General features: G+C 47.8%; 23 protein-coding genes. 5 read left to right on the top strand and 18 right to left on the bottom strand.

Annotated features, from left to right (window positions below):
* Nucleotides 1-15: 15 nt before the first annotated feature.
* The 4 genes from PUN32_RS09885 to PUN32_RS09870 are packed head-to-tail and all read right to left on the bottom strand — an operon-like array spanning nucleotide 16 to nucleotide 2,984.
* Nucleotides 16-462 (bottom strand): ATP-binding protein, encoded by a 447-nt coding sequence (locus PUN32_RS09885; protein ID WP_274722950.1) that lies wholly within the window; start codon nucleotides 460-462, stop codon nucleotides 16-18.
* Nucleotides 463-485: 23 nt separating this feature from the next.
* Nucleotides 486-830, bottom strand: a complete 345-nt coding sequence (locus tag PUN32_RS09880; protein ID WP_274722949.1) for an STAS domain-containing protein — start codon at nucleotides 828-830, stop codon at nucleotides 486-488.
* 21 nt (nucleotides 831-851) lie between these two features.
* Nucleotides 852-2,084, bottom strand: a complete 1,233-nt coding sequence (locus tag PUN32_RS09875; protein WP_274722948.1) for a PP2C family protein-serine/threonine phosphatase — start codon at nucleotides 2,082-2,084, stop codon at nucleotides 852-854.
* Between the two features lie 18 nt (nucleotides 2,085-2,102).
* The gene (locus PUN32_RS09870) at nucleotides 2,103-2,984 is read right to left on the bottom strand and encodes a hypothetical protein (RefSeq protein ID WP_274722947.1); all 882 of its coding nucleotides are present in this window, start codon (nucleotides 2,982-2,984) and stop codon (nucleotides 2,103-2,105) included.
* 334 nt (nucleotides 2,985-3,318) lie between these two features.
* On the opposite strand from PUN32_RS09870, the gene PUN32_RS09865 reads away from it, so the two are divergent.
* On the top strand, nucleotides 3,319-4,002 hold the full coding sequence (locus PUN32_RS09865) for a VC0807 family protein (RefSeq protein ID WP_166014513.1): 684 nt from the start codon (nucleotides 3,319-3,321) through the stop codon (nucleotides 4,000-4,002).
* 65 nt (nucleotides 4,003-4,067) lie between these two features.
* Here the strand turns inward: PUN32_RS09865 and PUN32_RS09860 are convergent, their stop codons facing one another.
* Nucleotides 4,068-5,684, bottom strand: coding sequence for an NAD(P)/FAD-dependent oxidoreductase (locus PUN32_RS09860; RefSeq protein ID WP_274722946.1), 1,617 nt, complete (start codon nucleotides 5,682-5,684; stop codon nucleotides 4,068-4,070).
* 255 nt (nucleotides 5,685-5,939) lie between these two features.
* On the opposite strand from PUN32_RS09860, the gene fdxA reads away from it, so the two are divergent.
* The gene (fdxA, locus tag PUN32_RS09855; protein WP_274722945.1) at nucleotides 5,940-6,263 is read left to right on the top strand and encodes a ferredoxin FdxA; all 324 of its coding nucleotides are present in this window, start codon (nucleotides 5,940-5,942) and stop codon (nucleotides 6,261-6,263) included.
* Nucleotides 6,264-6,413: 150 nt separating this feature from the next.
* Here fdxA and PUN32_RS09850 read toward each other — a convergent pair whose 3' ends face one another.
* The gene (locus PUN32_RS09850; protein ID WP_274722944.1) at nucleotides 6,414-7,148 is read right to left on the bottom strand and encodes an RNA methyltransferase; all 735 of its coding nucleotides are present in this window, start codon (nucleotides 7,146-7,148) and stop codon (nucleotides 6,414-6,416) included.
* A gap of 132 nt (nucleotides 7,149-7,280) precedes the next feature.
* Nucleotides 7,281-7,610, bottom strand: a complete 330-nt coding sequence (locus tag PUN32_RS09845) for a DOPA 4,5-dioxygenase family protein (RefSeq protein ID WP_274722943.1) — start codon at nucleotides 7,608-7,610, stop codon at nucleotides 7,281-7,283.
* Between the two features lie 233 nt (nucleotides 7,611-7,843).
* Here PUN32_RS09845 and PUN32_RS09840 point away from each other — a divergent pair, with 233 nt between their 5' ends.
* Nucleotides 7,844-9,382, top strand: coding sequence for an alanine/glycine:cation symporter family protein (locus PUN32_RS09840; protein WP_274722942.1), 1,539 nt, complete (start codon nucleotides 7,844-7,846; stop codon nucleotides 9,380-9,382).
* Between the two features lie 104 nt (nucleotides 9,383-9,486).
* On the opposite strand, the gene PUN32_RS09835 is transcribed toward PUN32_RS09840, so the two are convergent.
* From PUN32_RS09835 to PUN32_RS09825, 3 genes are all read right to left on the bottom strand, one after another.
* A complete protein-coding gene (locus PUN32_RS09835; RefSeq protein WP_274722941.1) occupies nucleotides 9,487-10,068 on the bottom strand; it encodes an acetate uptake transporter in 582 nt (193 codons plus the stop codon).
* Between the two features lie 229 nt (nucleotides 10,069-10,297).
* Entirely contained in the window at nucleotides 10,298-10,531 is a 234-nt protein-coding gene (locus PUN32_RS09830) for a hypothetical protein (RefSeq protein WP_274722940.1), read from the bottom strand.
* A gap of 307 nt (nucleotides 10,532-10,838) precedes the next feature.
* Nucleotides 10,839-11,747 (bottom strand): LysR substrate-binding domain-containing protein, encoded by a 909-nt coding sequence (locus PUN32_RS09825; RefSeq protein WP_274722939.1) that lies wholly within the window; start codon nucleotides 11,745-11,747, stop codon nucleotides 10,839-10,841.
* Between the two features lie 108 nt (nucleotides 11,748-11,855).
* Here PUN32_RS09825 and PUN32_RS09820 point away from each other — a divergent pair, with 108 nt between their 5' ends.
* The gene (locus tag PUN32_RS09820) at nucleotides 11,856-13,196 is read left to right on the top strand and encodes a 6-phospho-beta-glucosidase (RefSeq protein WP_274722938.1); all 1,341 of its coding nucleotides are present in this window, start codon (nucleotides 11,856-11,858) and stop codon (nucleotides 13,194-13,196) included.
* A gap of 301 nt (nucleotides 13,197-13,497) precedes the next feature.
* Here the strand turns inward: PUN32_RS09820 and guaA are convergent, their stop codons facing one another.
* Entirely contained in the window at nucleotides 13,498-15,051 is a 1,554-nt protein-coding gene (guaA, locus tag PUN32_RS09815; protein WP_274722937.1) for a glutamine-hydrolyzing GMP synthase, read from the bottom strand.
* A gap of 137 nt (nucleotides 15,052-15,188) precedes the next feature.
* Nucleotides 15,189-16,652: an IMP dehydrogenase gene (gene guaB / locus PUN32_RS09810; RefSeq protein ID WP_274722936.1), complete on the bottom strand. Its 1,464-nt coding sequence runs from the start codon at nucleotides 16,650-16,652 to the stop codon at nucleotides 15,189-15,191.
* Between the two features lie 207 nt (nucleotides 16,653-16,859).
* On the opposite strand from guaB, the gene xseA reads away from it, so the two are divergent.
* Nucleotides 16,860-18,200, top strand: coding sequence for an exodeoxyribonuclease VII large subunit (xseA, locus tag PUN32_RS09805; RefSeq protein ID WP_274722935.1), 1,341 nt, complete (start codon nucleotides 16,860-16,862; stop codon nucleotides 18,198-18,200).
* Here the strand turns inward: xseA and PUN32_RS09800 are convergent.
* From PUN32_RS09800 to hisS, 6 genes are all read right to left on the bottom strand, one after another.
* Nucleotides 18,175-18,414 carry a zinc ribbon domain-containing protein gene (locus tag PUN32_RS09800; RefSeq protein ID WP_274722934.1) on the bottom strand — a complete coding sequence of 80 codons (240 nt, stop codon included), beginning with the start codon at nucleotides 18,412-18,414 and terminating at the stop codon, nucleotides 18,175-18,177. The two genes, xseA and PUN32_RS09800, sit on opposite strands and share 26 nt — an antisense overlap.
* 305 nt (nucleotides 18,415-18,719) lie before the next feature.
* Nucleotides 18,720-19,604 carry an alanyl-tRNA editing protein gene (locus PUN32_RS09795; protein WP_274722933.1) on the bottom strand — a complete coding sequence of 295 codons (885 nt, stop codon included), beginning with the start codon at nucleotides 19,602-19,604 and terminating at the stop codon, nucleotides 18,720-18,722.
* 54 nt (nucleotides 19,605-19,658) lie between these two features.
* Complete coding sequence (der, locus tag PUN32_RS09790; protein ID WP_274722932.1) at nucleotides 19,659-21,143, bottom strand: ribosome biogenesis GTPase Der; 1,485 nt, start codon at nucleotides 21,141-21,143, stop codon at nucleotides 19,659-19,661.
* 253 nt (nucleotides 21,144-21,396) lie between these two features.
* A complete protein-coding gene (bamB, locus tag PUN32_RS09785; protein ID WP_274722931.1) occupies nucleotides 21,397-22,554 on the bottom strand; it encodes an outer membrane protein assembly factor BamB in 1,158 nt (385 codons plus the stop codon).
* Nucleotides 22,555-22,566: 12 nt separating this feature from the next.
* A complete protein-coding gene (locus tag PUN32_RS09780; protein ID WP_274722930.1) occupies nucleotides 22,567-23,181 on the bottom strand; it encodes a YfgM family protein in 615 nt (204 codons plus the stop codon).
* 36 nt (nucleotides 23,182-23,217) lie between these two features.
* Nucleotides 23,218-24,486: a histidine--tRNA ligase gene (hisS, locus tag PUN32_RS09775; RefSeq protein ID WP_274722929.1), complete on the bottom strand. Its 1,269-nt coding sequence runs from the start codon at nucleotides 24,484-24,486 to the stop codon at nucleotides 23,218-23,220.
* Between the last annotated feature and the right edge of the window lie 13 nt (nucleotides 24,487-24,499).

The raw sequence follows: 24,499 nt of genomic DNA, 5'->3' as shown, positions 1-24,499 counted from the left end.
TCAAGAGACGGAAGGTTAAACATGTTTGAGCAAACTCAGTCGATTATGCCCTGCGATGCAACGATAACTGACGTGATCCATCATGCTAAAAATCAGCTTCAAACCAATACCGCTTTCTGGCCAAGTCATTTGCTCATCAGGATCCAGCTCAGAAAGCGTCGCTCCCGCTTCGAGTGCTTGTAAAACGGCTGCTGGTATTGGTTTCCCTGTATCACAAAGCTCGATGGTTAGCTCACCATCGCGGTAACAGAACGTCACCCCGACCCACTGTTGAGGGTCATAATTAACGCCATGTCGCACGATATTGCTGAACGCCTCACAAGCGGCGAGTTCAAGCTGATACACCACCGCCGGATCGAGTTTAAGCCAAGCGATAAATTGCCCCAGCTCCTGACTCAGGTGCTCTAAATTATCGAGTGAGGCCGATAACTGAAGCGTTGTTGTGTTGAGTTTTTCCATCATTTTTCACCGAACAAGCGGAAAAATCAGCCAATCAGCATTTTTAAAGCGTCGTGACGATTGTCCTTAATCGAAAAAATACGATCCATTCTGGTCAACTTAAACAGATTTAAAATATTGCTATTCAATGAACACAACACTAAATCACCTTTACCATTTAAACTTTTGAGGATCGAAACCAATGCGCCAAGGCAGCTACTATCAATAAAATCAACGTGGCTAAAATCCAGCAGCAGATGGTGGTTATTTGGTCCTATCACATCAAGCACTTGCTGCTTAAAAGCGACAGCAACTGAAGCATCCAACCGACGAACCACTGGGACGACAATTTCAACCCCCTTTTCACTGTACATCTCAAAATTCATAATCATCCTCAATCCTGTTTAGTGAAACTAGGCAATACGCTCGATTGCGACTAGCGAAATATCATCCTTAAAAAGCTGTGGATATTGGCTATGCTCCACCCTCAGCGGCTGACACCAATTCGCTAATACCTCTTCAACAAACTGAAAAATTTTAGTTTTTTCTTTATTGCGTAAATCACACATGAGGGCGTGTAAACGATCTTCCCCATACAATTCACCAGCATTATTCTCACATTCGCTGATACCATCGCTATACAGATAAAGTTGATCTCCCTTTTGCAGGCAAAAATGACAACTTTGGTATTGGGATTCAGCAAATAACCCGACCGGTACTCCGCCTTCCCCAACTAATATCAACTCCCCTTGCTGGCGTACAATAAAAGGCGTCGGATGACCAGCCTGACACAAACACCCCTGCCCTGTACGAGTATCAATCAGCCCATAAATCAAGGTGAAATAACTGGCAACATCCTCATTATCGAGACAAAAGCGTTGATTCAATGCTGCTACAACCTCGTGTGGCGGCACTATCTGCCCTTCAATAATTAATAACCGTCCACTCAAGCGGCCAGATAAAAACTCACGCGCCACCGCCAATGACTGCATTGCCGCACTCACGCCATGCCCTGCGACATCAACACTGTAAAAAGCCATATGGTGCTGATCGAGCATAAAATAGTTCAATAAATCGCCCGAAAGATAGGCAGATGGTAAAAACATCCAACTGGCTTCATAGCCTCGGCTGGTCAATTTTTTGCTTGGTAACAAACTGTGCTGCAGACGTGCCGCAGCTTGTAGATCTTGTTCAATCTGTTGATAAGCGCTACTCAAGCGTTGATTACGTACCGCTAATTTGTGTTCTAGCTGTAAAATACGTTCAGCGACATGCAGCCGAGCATGCAGTGAATCTTGCACAACCGGCTTGGACAAAAAATCGTCCGCACCGGCTTCTAAACCCAGCACCATATCGCTCGTGGCCTGTCTTGCGGTGATCAAGATAATGTAGATATAGTGGCCATAATCGGTTAAACGAATTTGACGACACAACTCACAGCCATCCATGCCCTCCATTTCCCAATCACTTAATACGATATTAATCTTATGCTCACTGAGTTTAAGCAGCGCATCCTGCCCATCTTCCGCTTGTAACACACGGTAGCCCCACTGACTCAAAATATTCGCCAGTAGAAACCGATAGCTTTTCGAATCATCCACCACCAGAAGCGTAAGCTCAGGAAGCAATTCAGTGCTGTCTATCATCGTCACGGCTCATCCATCTTAAAAAGGTAGTGTCCAACTTAGATTAATTGTTCCCTGCCGAAAATTGGTACTAGAACTGGCTCGCCACGGGTAACGCGCACCGGAATAATTGTCGTAGCGCAATGAGACCGCCCCGGGTAGGTAGCTAGAAACATAGCCAAAGCTGTAGGTGTAATCACTATCCCAAGGCTGTTGCTGCTGATCATCCAGATAGTAAAAAGTGGAAACGCGCAAAAAATAGTGTTGCAGTAAGGTGTAGCCACAACTGGCCAGTAGCTGATTTTTATTGCGCTGCAAACCGTTGTCGGCCAGAGAATAAAAGCGCGCCACATAGCTATAACCGACTTGGCAAATCAAGTTATCCTTTTGATTAAGCAGCAGATAGGGTTCAATACTAGCCGGCAGCGAAAATTTATAGGCTAAGGTCCATTTGCCTTGATCAAAATAGGTATGTTGATCGCCTTTGGCCGGATAAAAATAGTTACTGCTACCGTAATTGCCATAGACCAAACTGAACGTGCCGGGATGCCAATCATCGTAGCCAAAGCTGTACACAAAATTGGTACTGTATTTACTGGCATCCTGAATTGGCGTTCCCAGCGTGATATTGGCAAAAAAATAGCTCAGCGGTGAATATTGCATACTTAATAAAGCGCGCTGGTTATAGCGTTGATGAGTGACCGAGCTCTCCTCGCCAGTTGGCACCCTAACACGGGTTTCCTCCAAGGTAGTGCTATAACTTAATGCCGCAGAAAACGATGATTCACTACCCGAAAACAAACGCTGCCAAGGGTTAGTAAACACGTTAACCGCAGGAGGGTTAGGCGTCACTACCTCCTCAGCCTGTACCCGACTTGCAACCAGACAAAGCAAAACACCAACCCACACCACAATGTTCATTGTAATAATCCATTCCCTCAAGTGGTTACCACACCTTAAACCATACAGTGATAGCCAATTTTTCCAGCTCTACACTACGTTTTTATTCAAGTGTAGACGCTGATTATCCGGTTATGGTTTTTTATCCGTTTACTGTGTGGTTTGCCTACTGGCACTAAATCCAACATGCCAAATTTGCCAGCCCGCGAGGCGATAACCCCCTTGGTCAGATCCAGCGCCGCTCCAGCATTAACCAACACCTACTTACAATTAACCAAGCCAGCAATCAGCAACAGGCTTGAGTCAAACGGCTTGATTCGTATACTGGGCGCTCAATAAATAGGAAATGTGTCGTATGAAATCCAACCAAAGCTTATTGAGTAATGTGCTGCTCAACATTGTGATCCCGGTGCTTATTTTGAGCAAAATGAGTGGCGAAGATAGCCTCGGCCCAACTTGGGCACTGGTGGCCGCATTAGCCTTCCCACTGTTGTTTGGCTTGTTTAGCTTTGTGCAAGAGCGCAAAGTCAATTTTTACTCGGCGCTTGGCATGATCAGTGTGTTGCTGACCGGAGGCATTGGTCTGCTACAACTGGATCCTGCCTATGTGGCAATTAAAGAAGCGGCCATTCCAGGGCTGATTTTCGTGATTTTGGTGGTGAGTAACCTGCTTGGCTATCCGTTGGTGCGTAAAATGCTGCTCAATGAAGATATTGTTGATCACGATAAACTGCACAGCGCGTTAAACTCGCCAGAAAAACAGGCGCAATTTGAGCGACGAGTGAATATCAGCTCATATCTGATTGCCTGCTCATTTTTTGTTTCTGCGGTGCTCAACTATGGCTTAGCCAAGTGGATTGTCAAAAGCCCAGCCGGCAGCGAAGCGTTCAATGAAGAGATCGGTAAAATGACCGCGCTAAGCTTTCCGGTGATTTCACTGCCAGTGACAATATTAATGATGGGCGCGCTGTTTTATCTGTTTCGCAGCCTTGCCAGCATCACTGGACATAAAATCGAAGATTTTTTGCGTAGTAAGTAATTACTTACTTCATGCTACATGATCAAAAAAGGGCTCAACGGAGCCCTTTGCTTTTATCGCCAATATTATTCGCCAGCGAACTGCGCCACCATATCACGCGCGACGGCTTCCGCTACTTTAATCCCATCAATCCCGGCCGATAAAATTCCGCCGGCGTAACCCGCACCTTCACCAGCTGGGTAAAAGCCTTTGAGATTAATGCTTTGGAAATCTTTGCCACGCTTGATGCATACGGGGGAAGAGGTACGAGTTTCCACTCCGGTCAATAAACCATCTTCAGAGGCAAAGCCTTTAATTTGGCTATCAAACGCGGGAATAGCTTCACGGATCGCTTCGATTGCAAACGCAGGCAGCGCTTGCGAAAGATCGGTCAGCTTAATGCCCGGAGTGAAAGAAGGCTGCACATCGCCCAATTCACTTGGGTTACGCCCCTGCAGGAAATCACCGATTTTCTGCGCCGGCGCATCGTAAGTTTCACCGCCAAGTTTATAGGCATTGGCTTCCAATTCACGTTGCAGACGGATCCCTGCCAGCGGATCACCTGGGTAATCTTGCTCTGGTGAAATCCCCACCACAATCGCACTGTTGGCGTTACGCTCAGCGCGTGAATATTGGCTCATGCCGTTGGTCACTACGCGGCCCTCTTCCGAAGTCGCCGCCACTACAGTGCCACCTGGGCACATGCAGAAGCTGTATACGGTACGGCCATTTTTACAGTGATGCACCAGCTTGTAATCCGCCGCGCCCAAAATTGGGTGGCCAGCACTTGGGCCAAACCGCGCTTCATCAATCATCGATTGTTTATGCTCAATCCGGAAACCGACCGAGAACGGCTTGGCTTCCATATACACACCGCGTTGGTGCAGCATTTCAAAGGTATCACGCGCACTGTGGCCAACCGCAAGAACAACGTAACGAGATTTGATCTCTTCACCATTGGACAGCGTCACTCCGGTAATTTGGCCATCTTGCAGATGCAGATCATCCACTCGGGTGCTAAAACGAATTTCACCGCCCAGTTCAAGGATTTTCGCACGCATTTTTTCAATCATGGTCACCAGTTTAAAGGTACCGATATGCGGCTTGCTGACATAGAGAATTTCTTCTGGCGCACCGGCGTCAACGAATTCGGTGATCACTTTGCGGCCGTAAAAATTCGGATCTTTAACTTGGCTGTAGAGTTTTCCATCCGAAAAAGTGCCAGCCCCGCCTTCACCAAACTGCACATTCGATTCTGGATTCAAAGTCCGCTTGCGCCAAAAACCGAAGGTGTCTTTGGTGCGCTCACGCACTTCTTTACCGCGCTCAACGATGATCGGCTTAAAGCCCATTTGCGCCAACACTAAACCCGCAAACAGACCACAAGGACCAAAGCCAATCACCAGTGGGCGCTCGGTCAAATTGTCAGGCGCGCTGGCGACAAATTTATACGCCATATCCGGCGTTGGGCGCACCTGCTGATCCTTACTGAACTTAGCGAGCAATGCTTCTGGGTTTTCCACGACCACATCCACGGTGTAAATCAGTTGAATGTCACTTTTTTTCCGAGCATCGTAGCTACGTCTAAACAAATTAAAAGAGAGCACTTGCTGCGCAGGAATTTTCAACTTGGCCGCAATGGCATCAAGCAGTGCGCCTTGCTCATGGTCGAGCGGCAGCTTAAGTTCAGTTAAACGTATCATCGGATATCTCGTCGGTCATAGGTGTCTTAGCCTCACCACCACGGTGGCGGCTCACAATGGCGCGCATTTTACGAGAATTCGCTTTCTCTGTCATATGAAAAGCTTGGTCATATGAAAAGCTCGCTTCAAACAGCAAAGCGGGAGCATCGCAACCGCTTGGGTTGAATTTTCGCGGCAGCGCAGTATCATCGCGATCCTTGATTTTTGTGTACACTTGGCGTGTGCGAAACGGCTAATGAGAAAGAGCGAACTGTTATGGCTTTTGTCGTCACCGATAACTGTATTCAATGTAAATACACCGACTGTGTGGCGGTGTGCCCCGCCGATGCGTTCCATGATGGGCCAAATTTTATGGTGATCAACCCGATCGAGTGCATCGATTGTGGATTGTGTGTGCCGGAATGTACCGCGCAAGCGATTGTTCAGGAAGACGAATTGGTCGGCGAGCAACGGATTTTTATCCAGCTCAACGCTGAGCTGGCAGAACATTGGCCCAATCTCACTGAAGTCAAACCAGCCATGGCAGAGGCGGCCAAATGGGATGGCATACCCAACAAGTTGAATATGCTGGAAAAATAAAAAACCGCCGCGATTTTGAGCGTGCTATACCTTGAAACTAGAAGCCTTGAAACCAGAAGCCTTGATACTAACGCCTTGAAATAAAAAGCCTAGCGATAAAAAAAGCGTCGTAAAGCGACGCTTTTTTGCAATCCGATAGGTAAACGCCGATCAAGGATGTAAGCGGCGAATGTTATCAATAATGATCCCAGTCGCCATAGCAACATTCAGCGACTCCGCGCCGCCAAACGCTGGAATAGTGATTTTATCTGTCACATACTGCGCGGCTTGCTCACGAATGCCGTGAGATTCACTGCCCATCAATACAATGCCTTGCGCTTGAAAAGCAGTTTGGTGCACGCTCACCCCTTGCAAAAAAGCACCGTACACGGGCAAATTGGCCTTAGCTAAATAGTCAGGGAGATCGACTTGGCTCACTTGTACGCGAGCAAAACTGCCCATCGTGGCGCTGATGGTTTTCGGGTTATACGGATCCGCACAATCTTGGCTGGCAATGATATGCGAAATGCCATACCAATCCGCCACGCGAATAATGGTGCCGAGGTTGCCAGGGTCGGAAACGCCATCTAACGCGATCATTAAGCCTTGTGGTTTAGGCACTTCGATACGTGGGATCGCCACCACCGCAATCGCCGCGTTGTTGCTAACCAAAGTGCTGGCTTTGGTTAAATCATCCAAAGCCGCTTCAATGCACTCGAACCCCACTAAGGCTTGCGCATGCTCGGTGAGAAACTCAGCGGTGGCAAAAATGTGTTGCACGTTAAGCGTGCTGTGGGTCAGCTCTAGGACGTTTTTCTCGCCTTGAACCAGAAATAAGCCATGCGCTTTGCGCTGTTTCTTCTGCCCTAAAGCGCGAAGCAATTTGAGTTGGGTTTTCGAAATCATAATGCTGTCCGAGATAAATGCCGGCGAATTATAGTGCAAAGCCTCGGTCAGCTAAAGGGGCGCGTCATCAAGCCGCCACCCACGCGGTTAGGCAAACCAGACCTCAATCCTGTTGGCCGCCCTCTCAGCTCACTAGCGAATATTGCGAAAAATTGTACGGTCTAACCCTAACGGTTCGCCCAGCCAGCGAATGTTGTGCGCTTGGTGATCATCCGCATCATCGCCTGATACCGGATGAATAAGCACACTCAATGGGCCACGCTGAGCATCGAGCCACTCGATAAGCTGCTGCTGATTATCGCGAAAATGCAGTTCAAACATCGGTTTTAAATGTGGCCCAACACGACGTGGCACTAAGCCAAATACCACCAATACATCACGACGCTCGGCTGCGATTTGCTGACGAAAACGTTCAGCGATGAGGATTTGTTCGGCGTCAAAATAAACATGAGCATGGTACATAACCACTCCTTATCGAGAAACAGGATAACGGATTCAGCATAGCGCGAAGAGGGGGACAGTATTAGCCGACAAATTTGCACAACAAGGTTGATCAATTCGAACAACCACCCAGCCTGTACATTTTGTGCTCATCATCACGCATCGGCGCTTTGCTACACAAACTGGTTCTCCCGAGCCGGATCACAAGGTTAGTATAATAAATGCACAATCACTGATTAACATGGAAAAGAGTTATGCAGTCATTCGTTGATTTTATAAATGGAATTATTTGGAGCCCAGCACTGATTTACCTGTGTCTTGGCGCGGGTTTGTTTTATTCGATCCTGACCCGTTTTGTACAGGTTCGCCACTTATTCGAAATGTGGCGTCTACTGCTCAATAATAAACAGTCCGCTAAAGGAATTTCTTCCTTTCAAGCGCTGGCCGTATCGCTCTCAGGCCGAGTCGGTACTGGTAATATTGCCGGAGTGGCGGCCGCCATTGGTTTTGGTGGCCCTGGCGCAGTCTTTTGGATGTGGATGGTGGCATTCTTTGGTGCCGCTACCGCCTATGCAGAATCGACGCTGGCGCAAATTTATAAAGAAGAAGATAACGGTGAGTTTCGCGGCGGCCCAGCCTATTACATCGAAAAAGCGATGGGACAAAAATGGTACGCTTGGATTTTTGCAATAGCCACCATCATCGCTTGTGGTGTGCTACTGCCGGGCGTACAGTCCAATAGCATTGGTAATGCGGTAGAATCGGCGTTTGGCTCCGGCCCGATGATTGAAACTGCCATCGGCACGTTTAGCTTTGCCAAAATTTTTACCGGTACCGTGATTTCGATTCTGCTCGGATTCATCATTTTTGGTGGGGTTAAGCGGATCGCCAGTTTTACGCAAATCGTGGTGCCGTTTATGGCCCTCGCCTATCTGATCACCGCCTTTGTGATTATTCTGCTCAATATTGGTGAAGTACCACGCATTATTGGCCTGATTATTAGCGATGCTTTCTCACCAATGGCTGGTGTCGGTGCCGCCATCGGTTGGGGGGTAAAACGTGGCGTTTATTCCAATGAAGCAGGACAAGGCACTGGACCACACGCAGCTGCGGCGGCTAACGTGCAGCATCCTGCCCAGCAAGGTTTAGTGCAATCGTTCTCGATTTATATCGATACCTTGATGGTGTGCTCAGCCACCGCATTTATGATTTTGATCACTGGGGCTTACAATGTGCATGGCGCAACAGAAAGCCTATTTATAGTACAAAATCTGCCAGCTGATGTGATTGCCAGCAGCCCAGCCTTTACTCAAATCGCCGTCAACAGTGCACTACCCGGGATCGGCAAACCTTTCGTGGCCTTTGCGCTGTTTTTCTTCGCCTTTACCACTATTTTGGCTTACTACTACATTGCGGAAACCAACGTGGCTTACATTCGCCGCACGTTTAAAGTCAACGGCTTGATGTTCGTGCTGAAACTGGCCCTAATGGCCGCGGTGTTTTACGGTACGGTGCGCACCGCTAACTTAGCATGGGCACTGGGTGATGTCGGAGTTGGCTTGATGGCTTGGCTGAATATTATTGGCATTATCATCATCTTTTTTATGGCCAAGCCGACGATGGCCGCGTTGAAAGATTATGAACAGCAGCAACAACAAGGTGTCACTGAGTTTATTTTTAACCCGGTCAAGCTGGGTATCCAAGGAGCCACTTACTGGGAAGATCGCTATCTGCGCAAAACAGGCAAAGCCGCCAAAGCTAAGCCGCAAGAGACCGCAAAGATTGACTCTTAACACTCAATTTAATCACCATCAGCGAGCTTGTTTATTTTAGACGCATAAAAAAGGTTAGCCATTGGCTAACCTTTCTGCGTTACCGATCAACGGATACTCAGCAATTATGCTTGTTGCACAGGCTGAATGCGTTTTTGACCAACTGGTAACACGATGCGGCCGTATTCATTATTCAGCACTTGCGCCATCGCAAAGTAGATTGCGCTGGCACCACAGAAGATACCTTCGAAACCGGCAATAGTACCGATCAGTTCACTGCCAGTGAAATCGCGCGCAGCTAGTAGAGCAAACAGAATGGTCAGAGAACCAAACACCACTTGCTTGGCGGTTGGGTAGCACAGTGAACCAATAAACATAAAGCCTGTAAAAATGCCCCACAGCGCTAAATACCAGCCCATAAAAGGAGCTGGGCTAGCAGGCAAGCCCATGTGTGGCATCACAAGCAACCCGACGAGAGTCAGCCAAAATAGCCCATAAGAAGTAAATGCTGTGGTACCGAAGGTGTCACCACGTTTAAAGCACATGATGCCGACAATAACCTGACTCAGACCGCCGTAAAAAATACCCATCGCGAGGATCATCGAATCGATAGGGAAAAAACCTGCATTATGGATATTGAGCAGAATGGTGGTCATACCGAAACCCATCAGACCAAGAGGGGCTGGGTTGGCTAACTTAGTTGACATGTGAACTTACCTTCAGAGTGTGAATTCAAAAATGTGTATAAAAATTACGCGCGGATTTTAATTAACCAGCCAACAAAAGAAAAAAGATCTTATTGGAAACTTAGATTGAGGAAACAGTTAGTTACATTATGGCTAACTATAACCAAACCAAAAACAAAAAAAGTCCGCAATTACGCGGACTTAAGGTTGATTTGGTACCTGTTAATGCCAGGCGTTTCTTAAAGGAGGATTATTCCCACTCGAATATCAACGCGCAGAAAATCCACCTAAATAACAGCCATTTAGAAAGGTGAGCTTTCTCGATACCATCATTTATACCATGCACAGAATTTTTTTGATTTTTTGCGGCTCGTCGACGTTTTAGTTCGGCTTTGCCCCAAGCGGAGGATTCTTGCATATCGCGACGAAGCTCTTGTATCTCTTCAACACTAAGCCGTCGTGGACCCGAGGTAATTCTATCCATCTTGTGCCTCCAACTTGTCGCAGTACATTTTAAAACGCATCAAAACATGAGTGTCACATTCCGTCCGGCTCTTTCATCAGGGTTATGTTGATGGCTCGCTTCAGAGTGGCTTAATTTGGCTCAGGATCTGCTTGAGTCTACCGACTTGTCCATCGAACAAATCGTGGCCAAAATAGGCTCTAGTTCAGTGCTCATCTTCCGAGATAAGTTCAAAGAGCGTGATTCAGTGACACCGAACCAGTGGAGGAAAACATTTCATCAACACGTTTAGATCTTTGATATAAGTGGTCATCAAACGGGTCGATAATCACCCATTAATTGCCACCTTCTCTTTAATCCATTGCGAAAATGCACTAAATCGGGGGCGGATTTCATGCCCTTTAGGGCAGATCAAATCATAGCCGAACCCTGAAGGAACACGTTCAAATGGAGCGATGAGTTCCCCGCTATCTAGGTAAGGCTTTATCAAATGGTAACGGCCCATTGCTATTCCCATCGATTGTCTTGCTGCCACCATAGTCAACTCTTCATGATTAAACACGTATTTACGTTGTAGCAAGTCGGTATCCCGTCCCGTTTGCTTTAACCAGTGCTGCCATTCCGCTAGCGGCGATAAAAACTCTAACGATTCGGTACAGTGCAGAAAACACACCTCATGTAACCGGCTATCATCATCTAGCAAGCCCAACCTTGCTGCATACTCTGGTGTACAAACGGGTAACAGGTACTCATCAAAGAGACGATAATGATAGAAGTCGGCATGCGTGTTGTCCCCATAATAAATGGCGAGGTCAACAGGCTGATTTTGAAAGTCTAATTTGCTGGCTTTAACCCGAATTTTGACATCAAGATGAGGATACAGACTTTGAAACTCTGAAAAGCGCGGAACAAGCCATGATTGAGCAAACGTTGGAGCCACACCAAGATATAACTCACCACGCAGTTCATTGAAGCGAATATCTTCAATTTCTGCGAACACATTATCGAGTGAGTATGTCAGTGTCGTCAGGATACGCTTACCTTCTTCAGTGAGCTCCAGCTTACGAGTTAACCGAATAAACAGCTTGAATCCCAACTCTTCTTCTAGCTTTTTTATTCGTTGACTGACAGCCCCTTGTGTCAGGCATAACTCTTCTGCGGCCAAAGTAAAGCTCAGAAACTTAGCCACCACACTGAAGGTATACAGATGAGTAAGTAGATTTTGTTTATGTTCCATATTATGACATGCATTACTCTGACTAATGTATAATGACGATTATTTAGTTTGTCACTGTTTGAATATCATTGTGAAATTAACACAGCTTATTCAAACGAGGAAACTGAAATGGACAAACAATTGAAGATCGCGGTTATCGGTGGCGGTTCAAGCTACACTCCAGAGTTAATTGAAGGCTTACTAAAACGTAAAAACGAACTGCCTATCGGTGAGCTGTGGTTAGTGGATATCGAAGATGGCCGGGAAAAGGTTAATATCATTGCGGACTTAGCGCGCCGTATGATCCAAAAAGAAGGTCTGAACATTGATGTGCACGTTACTTTGGATCGACGCCCTGCGCTGGACAATGCCGATTTCGTCTGCTCACAGTTTCGTGCAGGTTGTTTGGAAGGCCGTATTCGGGATGAACGTATCTCACTCAAATATGGCATGATTGGCCAGGAAACTAACGGGCTAGGTGGTTTTGCGAATGCATGTCGCACCATCCCAATCACGTTAGAAATCTGCAGGGATATGGAAGAGTTGTGCCCTGATGCATGGTTGCTGAACTTCACCAACCCATCTGGCATGGTTACAGAAGCAGTACTCAAACATACCAAGGTTAAAGCTGTCGGGCTGTGTAATGTACCGGTCATCATGCAAAAAGGCGTCGCACAAATGCTGAACGCTAAGGAGGATGATTTCATCATGCAGGTAGCCGGATTGAATCACTTCATCTGGGCGCGTCAGATACTTCATGAAGGCCAGGACAAACTCGGTTACGTGATGAACGAAATTCTCAACGGTGACGACCCTTTAGTTCCTGCCAACATTCCACCATTTAAGTGGCCTAAAGACTTGCTACAAGAGATGGGAATGATTCCGTGTGCGTACCTGCGTTACTACTACACCAGTGACGATATTATGAAGCAGGAGCAAGAAGAAGCTGATGGTGAAGGCACGCGAGGTGAAGTTGTTAAAGCGATGGAAAAACGCCTGTTCGACATCTACAAAAATCCAGAACTAGCAGAAAAGCCAAAAGAACTAGAAAAACGCGGTGGTCAATACTATTCAGAAGCCGCCTGTGAACTTATGGCTTCAATCCACAACGATAAACGCACAATCATGCACGTGAACACGCGTAACAATGGCGCGATTAGTGGCTTACCTGATGATTGCGCGGTAGAAGTCAGTTCAATGATCACAAAAAATGGTCCGCTTCCTCTCAATGTGGCGCCATTCCCAAGTGACACTCTACGTCTGATTCAGTTAATGAAAGAATTTGAAACCTTAACCGTTGAAGCGGCTGTCACCGGAAATCTTGTTGCTGCTAAACGTGGCCTGATATTGAACCCTATTGTCAACACGGGAACTGTGCTGGACGAGGCTTTGAAAGAGACAGTGAAAGAGAATCTGGACTATATGCCTCAGTTTTGTTGGATGTTCGATGCTTCTAAGAACACTCATTGAGTAAATGAGTAATTACGGGTAGGCTCCCTCTGACTACAATCAGGGCTACCCGTTTTAGTCATTTACAATGATAGGCATGGTTGGATTTTGCCACACCTGAGTTAATCCACTCTGTAGTGGTATCCAATTGATTAATGTTTGTACTTTACCCCATACGGGGGTGAATACAGAGAAGTTAGTTGTAGTACATGAAACAGATATAACAAAGCCTTGACGGTCACCACAAAGGTCATCACAATGTGGAATCCATCAAGGCTTATCTTTAAGTTACAATGAGTTAGATGCAGGGATTAACCTAATCTTATTCCCACTCAATGGTTGCTGGTGGCTTACCTGAGATGTCATACACCACACGAGAAATGCCATTCACTTCATTGATGATCCGGTTAGACACTTTGCCTAAGAACTCATATGGCAGATGCGCCCAGTGTGCGGTCATAAAGTCGATGGTTTCCACCGCGCGCAGTGACACTACCCAATCGTACTTACGACCATCGCCCATTACGCCCACTGAGCGTACTGGTAGGAACACGGTAAAGGCTTGTGAAACCTTGTTGTACAGATCGGCGGCATGCAGTTCTTCAATAAAGATCGCATCGGCACGACGCAGTAAATCACAGTACTCTTTCTTCACTTCGCCCAGTACGCGCACGCCAAGGCCTGGTCCTGGGAATGGATGGCGGTACAGCATGTTGTAAGGTAAGCCAAGCTCAAGGCCAATTTTGCGCACTTCGTCTTTAAACAGTTCACGCAGTGGCTCAACCAGACCCATTTGCATATCATCTGGTAAACCGCCTACGTTGTGGTGCGATTTGATCACATGCGCTTTACCGGTTTTAGACGCAGCTGATTCGATCACATCTGGGTAGATAGTACCTTGTGCCAACCATTTAGCATTGCTAAGTTTTTTCGACTGTTCATCAAACACTTCAACAAACACACGACCAATGGTTTTGCGTTTAGCTTCTGGCTCATCAATGCCTTCTAGCGCGCTTAAGAAACGCTCTTCGGCATCAACTTTGATGATGTTGAGACCAAATTTGTCGCCAAACATATCCATCACTTGCTGGCCTTCATTTAAGCGCAGCAAACCGTTATCAACAAATACGCAAGTTAGACGGTCACCAATCGCACGGTGTACCAACATCGCCACGACCGAAGAGTCAACACCGCCAGACAGGCCAAGGATCACTTCATCGTTACCGACTTGCTGTTTAATTCGTGCCACAGCATCTTCAATGATCGATTCCGAAGTCCACAGACGCTCACAACCACATACGCCCAGCACAAAGTTTTCCAGCATCTGTAAACCCTGTTTGGTATGGGTCACTTCAGGGTGGAACTGCACGCCGTAGTATTTTTTCTCTTCATTGGCCATCGCAGCGTATGGGCAAGTATCGGTTTCGCCAATTTTGACGAAATCGGCCGGAATTTCGACCACTTTGTCACCGTGGCTCATCCAAACGTCTTGTGTCAGCTCAAGACCTTTAAACAGCGCGGATTCGCCAGCAATTTTCACTTGAGCATAACCAAACTCACGCTCATCAGACGTTGCCACGCGGCCACCGAGCTGCTCAGCCATGGTCTGCATGCCGTAACAAACACCAAACACTGGCACGCCACTGTCGAACACATATTGTGGGGCACGTGGCGAATTGGCTTCGGTCACGCTTTCTGGGCCACCAGAAAGAATAATGCCATCTGGATTGAATTCGCGAATATCCGCCTCTTCGACATCCCAGCTCCACAGCTCACAGTACACACCAATTTCGCGCACGCGACGGGCTACCAGTTGAGTATATTGCGATCCAAAATCGAGGATCAGAATTCGTTGGTCATGAATATTCTTAGTCATTATTTAGCAGTCTTATCAGCCGAGAATTAAATACAGGTAACAGTTAAAAGCAGGTGAGTCATCATATCGAGTGATGAACGGAGGCGAGTCTACTCGCCTCACATTGACTCATCAAGCATTAAAGCAAACGTTTACGCTTAGCCCATACGGTAGTTTGGTGCTTCTTTGGTGATCTGTACATCGTGCACGTGAGACTCTTTCATACCCGCGCCAGAGATACGCACAAATTGTGCTTTAGTACGCAGATCTTCTACCGTCGCCGAGCCAGTTAGGCCCATACAAGAGCGTAAGCCACCCATTTGTTGATGGATGATCTCTTTGAGTAGACCTTTGTAAGCGATACGGCCTTCAATACCTTCTGGAACCAGCTTGTCTGCTGCATTGTCGGTTTGAAAGTAACGATCTGAGGAACCTTTTGACATCGCACCCAGTGAGCCCATGCCACGGTAAGCTTTATAAGAGCGGCCTTGGAACAAGATCACTTCGCCCGGCGCTTCTTCAGTACCAGCAAACATTGAACCTACCATCACACAAGAAGCCCCCGCCGCAATCGCTTTGGAAATATCGCCCGAAAAGCGAATACCACCATCGGCAATCACAGGGATACCAAACTCTTGTGCCACGCCTGCTGCATCAGCAATCGCGGTCACTTGTGGAACACCGACACCGGTCACGATACGCGTAGTACAGATAGAACCAGGACCAATCCCCACTTTTACAGCACTCACTCCGGCTTCGATCAATGCACGAGCACCTTCAGCCGTGGCCACATTACCACCGATGATTTCAAGGTGTGGATAAGCGGCGCGAGTTTCGCGAATACGCTGTAAAACGCCTTCTGAGTGACCGTGTGAAGAGTCGATCAGCAGTACGTCAACGCCCGCTTCAACCAGCGCTTTAACTCGCTCTTCATTGCCCGGAGCCGCACCAACTGCCGCCCCCACACGCAGACGGCCTTGCTCATCTTTACATGCGTTAGGTTTGCTTTCCGCTTTATGGAAGTCTTTCGCCGTGATCATGCCTTTGAGTAAAAACTCATCATTGACCACCAGAATTTTCTCAACCCGCGCTTTGTGCATCTGTTCTTGCACTTCAGCACCGGTCGCACCCTCTTTAACGGTCGCCAGACGCTCTTTTGGCGTCATAACAGCAGCAACCGGTTTGGTTAGGTCAGTCACAAAACGGACATCACGCCCAGTAATGATCCCCACCAGTTCATTGTGTTCGGTCACGACAGGGAAACCAGCAAAACCATGGCGATGAGTCAATTCCATCACATCGGCAATGGTTTGCTCTGGGCGCACTGTGACCGGATGTGTCACCACCCCCGCTTCAAAGATTTTTACTTGGTGAACTTGAGCCGCTTGCTGTTCAATCGACATATTCTTGTGAATAAAGCCAATGCCACCTTCTTGAGCCAGAGCGATCGCAAGACGTGCTTCCGTGACAGTATCCATCGACGCAGACACCATAGGAATGTTTAGCGCAATATTTTTGGTCAGCCGAGTGCGAAGATCAGCAGTATTAGGAAGAACGGTAGAATGAGCAGGAACGAGTAAAACGTCGTCAAAGGTTAGAGCTTCTTTTGCGATTCGTAGCATGTGCAATATCTCACAACAGGAGTGTTAAGAACGAAAACCCACTTTATCGTTTCGCGTAATAAAGGGATTTATATTTGATATTGCGGACGGATTATACGCCCGAGGCAATCGGTTGACTACACATTTATTCATTTTTTATTTGCATTTTACCCCTTGTTATGTATTATCTTGCGGCTAATTTCCATACCCACGTCTGGGAGATCAGCCTTGTCCTCTCCTGCTCGCAATCCAAGTATCTACACCGTTTCCCGTTTAAATGCTGAAGTCCGTTTGTTACTAGAAAATGAAATGGGCATCGTCTGGCTGATCGGGGAAATATCTAACTTCTCTGCCCCTGTTTCAGGCCACTGGTACCTCACCCTCAAAGACAGCCAAGCGCAAGTCAAATGTGCGATGTTTAAGGGCAATAACCGTCTGGTCAATTTCAAGCCACAAAATGGCCAGCAAGTGTTAGTCAAAGCGCGACTCTCTTTGTATGAACCGCGTGGCGATTACCAAATCATCCTTGAAAGCATGCAGCCAGAAGGCGACGGCCGTTTACAGCAGCAGTTTGAACAACTGAAGATGCAGCTGGCCGCAGAAGGGTTGTTTGCTCAAAGCCGTAAACAAGCATTACCAGAACATCCACGCTGTGTCGGGATCATCACCTCACGCACGGGCGCGGCACTGCACGATATTTTGCAAGTGCTCAAACGGCGTGATCCTCAGTTGCCGGTCGTCATTTATCCAACCTTAGTGCAAGGTGAAGAAGCCGCGCTACAGATTGCTCAAGCGATTGGTCGCGCCAACTCACGCGCCGAGTGTGATGTGTTGATTGTGGGCCGTGGTGGGGGCTCATTGGAAGATTTATGGTGTTTCAATCATGAAATCGTCGCGCGGACTATCGCAGCCAGTCAGATTCCAATCATCAGTGCGGTCGGGCATGAAGTAGATGTCACGATTGCCGATTTTGTCGCCGACATGCGTGCTCCAACCCCTTCTGCGGCAGCAGAACTGGTCAGCCGAGATCAACGCCATAAACAGCAGTTACTGGTGCAATGGCCTGCCAAATTAGCAAGTGCAATGCGTCACTATTTGGCTCAGCAACATACTCAGTTTACTCGCTTACATCACCAACTAGATAAACAGCATCCTCAAGCGCGCCTAGAGCGCCAACAGCAACAATTAGATGAATTAAGCCTGCGGCTGACCCAAAAAATCCAGCACCGCTTGCATAGTCAGCAGCAGCGCTGTGATCATTTACGCCACAAGATCCAATTGCATTCACCACTGCAACTGATCCACCAGCAGCGTTTTGATCTCCTCCAACAGCAGCAGCGTATTACTCAGTCCACTCAGCAGCATAGGATCCAAGCGCGCCACCAATTAGCTTTACTCAGTGAGAAATTGGACGCGGTAAGCCCACTGGCCACCTTAGCCCGGGGTTATTCGGTGACTCGTCAACTCAGCGGTGAATTAGTACGCGAATGCGCACAAGTAAAAGCGGGTGACTGCTTGGTCACCCAACTGCGAGATGGTGAAATCAGATCTGTGGTGAGTTCTGATTAACCGGTTGGAAGATAAAGCGAATTTTCGACTTCGATTTCAGCTCATTACACTGATTACAGAAATAATTGGCCGCACCACAAGCTTGTAGTTTTTGTAATTCACCCGCGCATTGTGGACAAAATCCCACCTTACGATAATCCTGAGTACAGGCAGTACAATGATACTGCCCTACCCATTCCAATTGCTGGCTGCACACCGGACATAGGTTGTCCATATGACGACTCCTGATCTTTTTGCATTACATCACATAATCTATCAAGCAAAGATCATCCGCGATGATCTTTATCACGCTTGCGCCGTTGAACGCACAGCGTTTAACCAATAACTGATACTCTTTTAAACAAGATCCTAAGCTGATCTTGTGCTCAAAAGGTTTTGATCAGCGATCAGCCCATAAAAGAACTTTTATATAACCACCCACCGAAAGCATAAGTTACATATCCTGCATTTCGATTTTAAACAGATTAAAACACTTAAAAATTCCATTTTGTCGACAACAAACAGAATATAACAAAAAGATCATTCCCATTCTGCCGCTTGTACCTTCGTCACCGCAATAATATGTTGTTGATCGAGCGATTTAAGTGTCACTTGGATCGATCCCAATGCCTTTAAACCATTGCTGTGCGTGCCACCACAAGCAATTTTCGCGATCTGAGCTTCATGTAAGTCACACACCCAATAACGCGAATCGGTGAGCGTCGAACCCGCACACTCCAACCCAATCGGACTGGCGAGTGCTAGCCACTCAGCCAACTGCTGATTAGTTTTTTGTTCTATCAAACTGAGATCTCTTAGCACATCATCACTATTTAAACCGCGCTTACGCAGCGTTTTACCCAATCGATAACTATCGGTTGAGCAATCTGGCGTGACATAACTAGAAACTTGCGCATAGCTATTGAAATCAAAATAACCATGCGCATCTTTACGCTCGGCATCCTTGCGCCAATAGCTTTGCGCGAGCACTTTATTCAGCGCCAAGTAAGCCAAATGGCCAGCACTATGCCCGCGGCTTAAACTGGCTTGGTACGCTGCATCAACGATCAACTGAACATGATCACCCACTTGCAGCGCCGCCGAAACCACATCTAATCGATGTACCACCACAAACACCCAGCCGCTCTCGCTACGTTTGACGGGGATCTCCTCCCCGACATACAACCGACCTGATGCTTGCTCAATCGCACCGACTAAGCATTGGCTGAGCGGATACTGCTCTCCCTGCCAAATCAGCAGACCGCGATCAGCCGGATGATCTGGCCAAATATGGCTAACCGGATGGAATGGCGTGCGATACGTCACCACATCCACCCCTGCGGAATGGGGCTGACACAGCATGATTTGGCTATCCAGTGTGGTGATCCCTTGTGGAAAAGTCACTTCAGTCGCGAAGTAGGTCATAGCATCTCTCTCCTTCAGAGACAAAAAAGCCCAAGTAAACTTGGGCTATATTGATTATTTTCTGCGGTTTTTAACCATGCTCATCAAGCGCTTACGTTGCCGCTCTTGTGAAAGCGTCATTTTGTTGGTTTTACCTTCAAATGGGTTCTCACTGTTTTGGAACTGAATACGAATTGGCGTACCCATAATTTCCAGCGCGCGACGATAGTAGTTCATCAAATAACGCTTATAAGAATCCGGCAGTTCATTCACTTGGTTACCATGGATCACGATGATCGGCGGGTTGTAGCCGCCCGCATGGGCATATTTCAGTTTGACACGACGTCCACGCACCATAGGTGGCTGGTGATCATCGGTGGCCATTTTCATGATCCGAGTCAGAACCGAGGTACCAACCCGAGTGGTTGCCGAGCGATAAGCTTCTTGCACCGATTCAAATAAGTGGCCGACACCAGTACCATGTAACGCTGAAATAAAGTGAATGCGGGCGAAATCAACAAAGCCGAGCCGACGATCCAACTCTTTTTTCACCCGATCTTTAACTTCGGTATCTAAACCATCCCACTTGTTGACTGCAATCACAATCGAACGCCCAGAGTTAAGCGCAAAGCCAAGTAAGCTTAAGTCTTGATCTGAGATGTTCTCACGCGCATCAACCACCATTAGCACCACGTTCGCATCTTCAATCGCTTGTAGCGTTTTCACTACTGAGAATTTTTCAACGGTTTCATTGATGCGCTTACGACGACGTACCCCAGCGGTATCAATCAGAACATATTCACGCTCATCTCGTTTCATCGGAATGTAGATCGAGTCACGTGTGGTGCCCGGCATATCGTAAACCACCACTCGCTCTTCACCGAGAATCCGGTTAGTCAGCGTGGATTTACCCACATTCGGGCGGCCAATAATCGCCAGCTTAATCGGTAAGTCTTGCAGGCGCTTATATTCGGCTTCCGCTTCTTCTTCGCTGTACTCTAACTGCTCTTGTTCTGGCTCTTGCTCATCGGTTAAATCGACCAGTAAGGCTTGCTCTGCTTCCATCTGTTCTGCCAGCGGGTTTAACGCACGATCAATCAGCGCACCAACACCACGACCATGTGCCGCCGCAATTTGATACATTTGATCCATGCCTAACTGCCAAAATTCGGCACAAGCGGCATCACCATCAATACCATCCACTTTATTAACCACCAACACGGCGGTCTTTTCGATACGGCGTAGGTGTTGCGCAATCGCTTCATCGGCCACGGTCAAACCGGCACGGCCATCGACCATAAACAGCACCACATCGGCTTCATCAATCGCCGCCAGTGACTGCGCGGCCATTTTGGTTTCAACCCCTTCTTCAGAGCCATCAATACCGCCGGTATCAATCACAATAAATTGGTGCTCACCCAGCTTAGCTTGGCCATATTTACGGTCGCGGGTTAAACCGGGAAAATCTGCAACTAATGCATCCCGTGTGCGAGTGAGTCGATTAAACAGCGTCGATTTACCGACGTTAGGACGCCCAACAAGAGCAACAACAGGTACCATAACAACCTCTACAAAATGTCATTTTATGTAGTTATAGGTAAACACTCTGTCACAAGCGCTAAATTTTTACCTATAACCACTTTAAACTGTGCAACTGGAGATTAACCCAATCGAGATAACGGCCTTTCACTCTCAATTTTAGGCAACAAACCCTAAATGGGGAGTAATAAAAAGCCAGTCATAAAACGCCAGCAATAAAACGGCTCCTAACTGTTGCCAGCCAGGAGCCGTGTGTGAATCATATCACAGTTTACTATTGAATCGTCAGCTTCTTTAGCTGGCCATCACGCGTGACTATCACATAGCCATCATTTAATGCCAATGGCCCAACCGCAAAACCGCTGTTGTTGACCAGCTGCTGTGCGACAAATTCACCACTATTACGATCTAGCCAGTGTAGATAACCTTGTCCATCACCGACTACCACATAGTCACCGATCATTTTTGGGGCAGTCAGCAAACGGTGTTCAAGCTGGGTGTTACTCCACAGCTCGGTACCACTGCGCGTATCAACCGCCACGAGATGATCTTTATCGGTCACCAGATAGAGGCGACTACCATCGGTCGCCATATCGATGGTGGCAGAATAATTACGCTTCCAGATTGGCTGGCCTGAGCGTAAATCTATCGCCATCAATTGGCCGTTAAATCCAACCGTAAATAGCGTACCACCAATCACCAATGGCGATGCATCGACATCGACTAAGCGATCAATTTCCGTCGCCCCTTTAGGCTGCCCGACCGGCTGTTGCCAAATCAGTTGACCACGCTCAGCAATCGCGGCGGCCAAGCGTCCACTTGGGGTTCCCCAAAATACCCCTCCCGCCACTGCGGTAGGCCGACTATCACCACGCAGAGTTAAGGTCGGGACTTCGGTACTGATGGTCCATTTCTGGCTACCATCATCTTGCGCCAAAGCAATCAAGGTTCCACGGCTGGTATTGACGATCACCATGTTGTTGTCGGCAACAGGCGCAGCAAGTACTTCGCCATCAATCGCAGCGCTCCATAACGGTTCGCCACTCTCTGCATCTAACGCCGTCACCACGCCATTTTCACTACCGATAAATAACTTACCGAACGCTGCCGTCACCCCACCGGATAAACGAGCCGAACTGTCACCCTCGAGATCGGTGGTCCAAAGCGCTTTACCGGTTTGTGGGTCGAGCGCTTTGACAAGCCCATCACGACTAGCCACATACACTTTATCGTAAGCATAATCCGGAGCCAGTTTAGAGAAATAATGCCCAACACCATCGCCGATCGAAGCGCTCCACAGTGTTTTCGGAGTAAATGCACTTTTCACCACCGGCAGGGGTGCCATGATCACGTTTTCTTCTTCACTAGCACAACCAGCGAGCAGTGCTAACACGCCCACTGCGACCAGCGCTTGCTTGAACAACTTCTTCATCAGCGAGTGCCCTTACTTAGCGAGATCATCCAGTTTCATTTGCAATGTTTGGCTAGCATCTATCGCTTGTTGCGCTTCAGTATAGGCCGCGTAAGCGCCCGTACTATCACCTTTACGCAGCAGAATATCACCACGCAGCTCTGCGACTCGTCCAGCCCAAGCAGACTGTTGAATGCTGCTTAGTTGAGCTAATGCTTCATCAAACTGTCCTTGCTCGGCTTGTACCCGAGCAACACGCAAGCTCAGCAATGGTTGTAGTGCCGGATCTTGCGTAGCACCTTTTGCCCACTCTAGCTGGGCGAGTGCTTCATCTAAGTGACCAGCTTCAACTTGCACTTTGGCCAACTGCATCGCGGCCAATACCGCGTATTCGGTTTTCGGATTAGCATCAATAAAGGTTTGCAGCGTTGCTTCAGCTGCAACGCCACCTGCCAGCAGTGCATCAACCGCTTGGCTATAGCTGTGTGAAGCAGCTTCTTGCGCAGCAACCACGCTGTCTTGGTAATAACGCCAGCCAAATAAGCCGCCCAAACCGATCACCGCACCAAACATCACGGCTTTACCGTTCTCTTTCCACCAATCTTTGATTGCTTCAACTTGTTGTTCTTCAGTATCGTAGAGTTCCACTTCCTGTCCTCTTATTTAAAATCTGTCGCGGGAGAATTACACTAAATGGGCTAATAAGCTGGCCACTTGTGCCTGAGCAACGGTGCTCTGTTCGCCGCCGATTAAATCTTTAACCACTACAGTTTGAGCCGCCACTTCATCTTCGCCCAATACCAAGGCTATCGCTGCGCCAACTTTATCGGCACGTTTAAATTGCTTTTTAAAATTACCGCCACCAAAGTGGCTCATGATCCGTAGACCGGGTACTTGCTCACGCAACTGCTCTGCCAGTTTCATTCCAGCCAGTAAAGTGCCTTCCCCTGCCGTTACCATATAGACATCAACACTACGGCGTACATCGGTATTACCGAGGGTTTCCATCATCAGCACTAAGCGCTCTAAGCCCATAGCAAAACCGACCGCTGGCGTTGGTTTACCGCCAAGCTGCTCGACTAGACCATCGTAGCGACCACCGCCACATACAGTACCTTGCGAACCCAGACTTTCAGTCACCCACTCAAACACGGTGCGATTGTAGTAGTCCAAACCACGCACTAAACGCTGATTAACCGTGTATTCGATACCTGCCGCATCGAGAAGTTCACACAGACCGGTGAAATGTTGTTTGGAATCAGCATCTAGGTAATCAGACAACTGTGGTGCATCACCTAAAATTGCTTGTACTTGTGGATTTTTTGAATCGAGCACGCGCAGTGGATTGGTGTACAGACGGCGCTGACAATCTTCATCTAACACGTTTTGATATTGTTCAAGATATTCAATCAAAGCGGTACGGTAGTTAGCACGCGCCGCGAGCGAGCCAATCGAGTTAAGCTCTAGACGTACATGCTCAGCAATACCAAGCTCGCGCCATAGGCGCGCGGTCATCATGATCAATTCAGCATCCACATCTGGTCCTTCAAGGCCAAACACTTCGACACCACATTGGTGAAACTGACGGTAACGACCTTTTTGTGGGCGTTCATGACGGAACATGGGTCCCATGTACCACAGGCGCTGTTCTTGGTTGTACAACAGACCATTTTCGATGCCAGAACGCACACAACCTGCAGTACCTTCAGGACGCAGACTTAAGCTGTCACCATTGCGGTCTGCAAAGGTGTACATCTCTTTTTCGACCACATCGGTCACTTCACCGATCGCACGACTAAATAGATGAGTCATCTCAACAATCGGCATGCGCACTTCGCTGTAGCCATAAGCGCTGATCACATTTTTCACCGCACCTTCGACTTTTTGCCAAAGTGGCGATTGGGTTGGGAGACAATCGTTCATGCCTCGGATTGCTTGAATAGTTTTTGCCACAATGCTTACCGTT

It is taken from the genome of Vibrio chanodichtyis (assembly GCF_028863985.1).
Lineage (GTDB): Bacteria > Pseudomonadota > Gammaproteobacteria > Enterobacterales > Vibrionaceae > Vibrio > Vibrio chanodichtyis.
The sequence above is the reverse complement of the archived record's forward strand: the minus strand, read 5'-3'. Positions and strand labels throughout refer to the sequence as shown.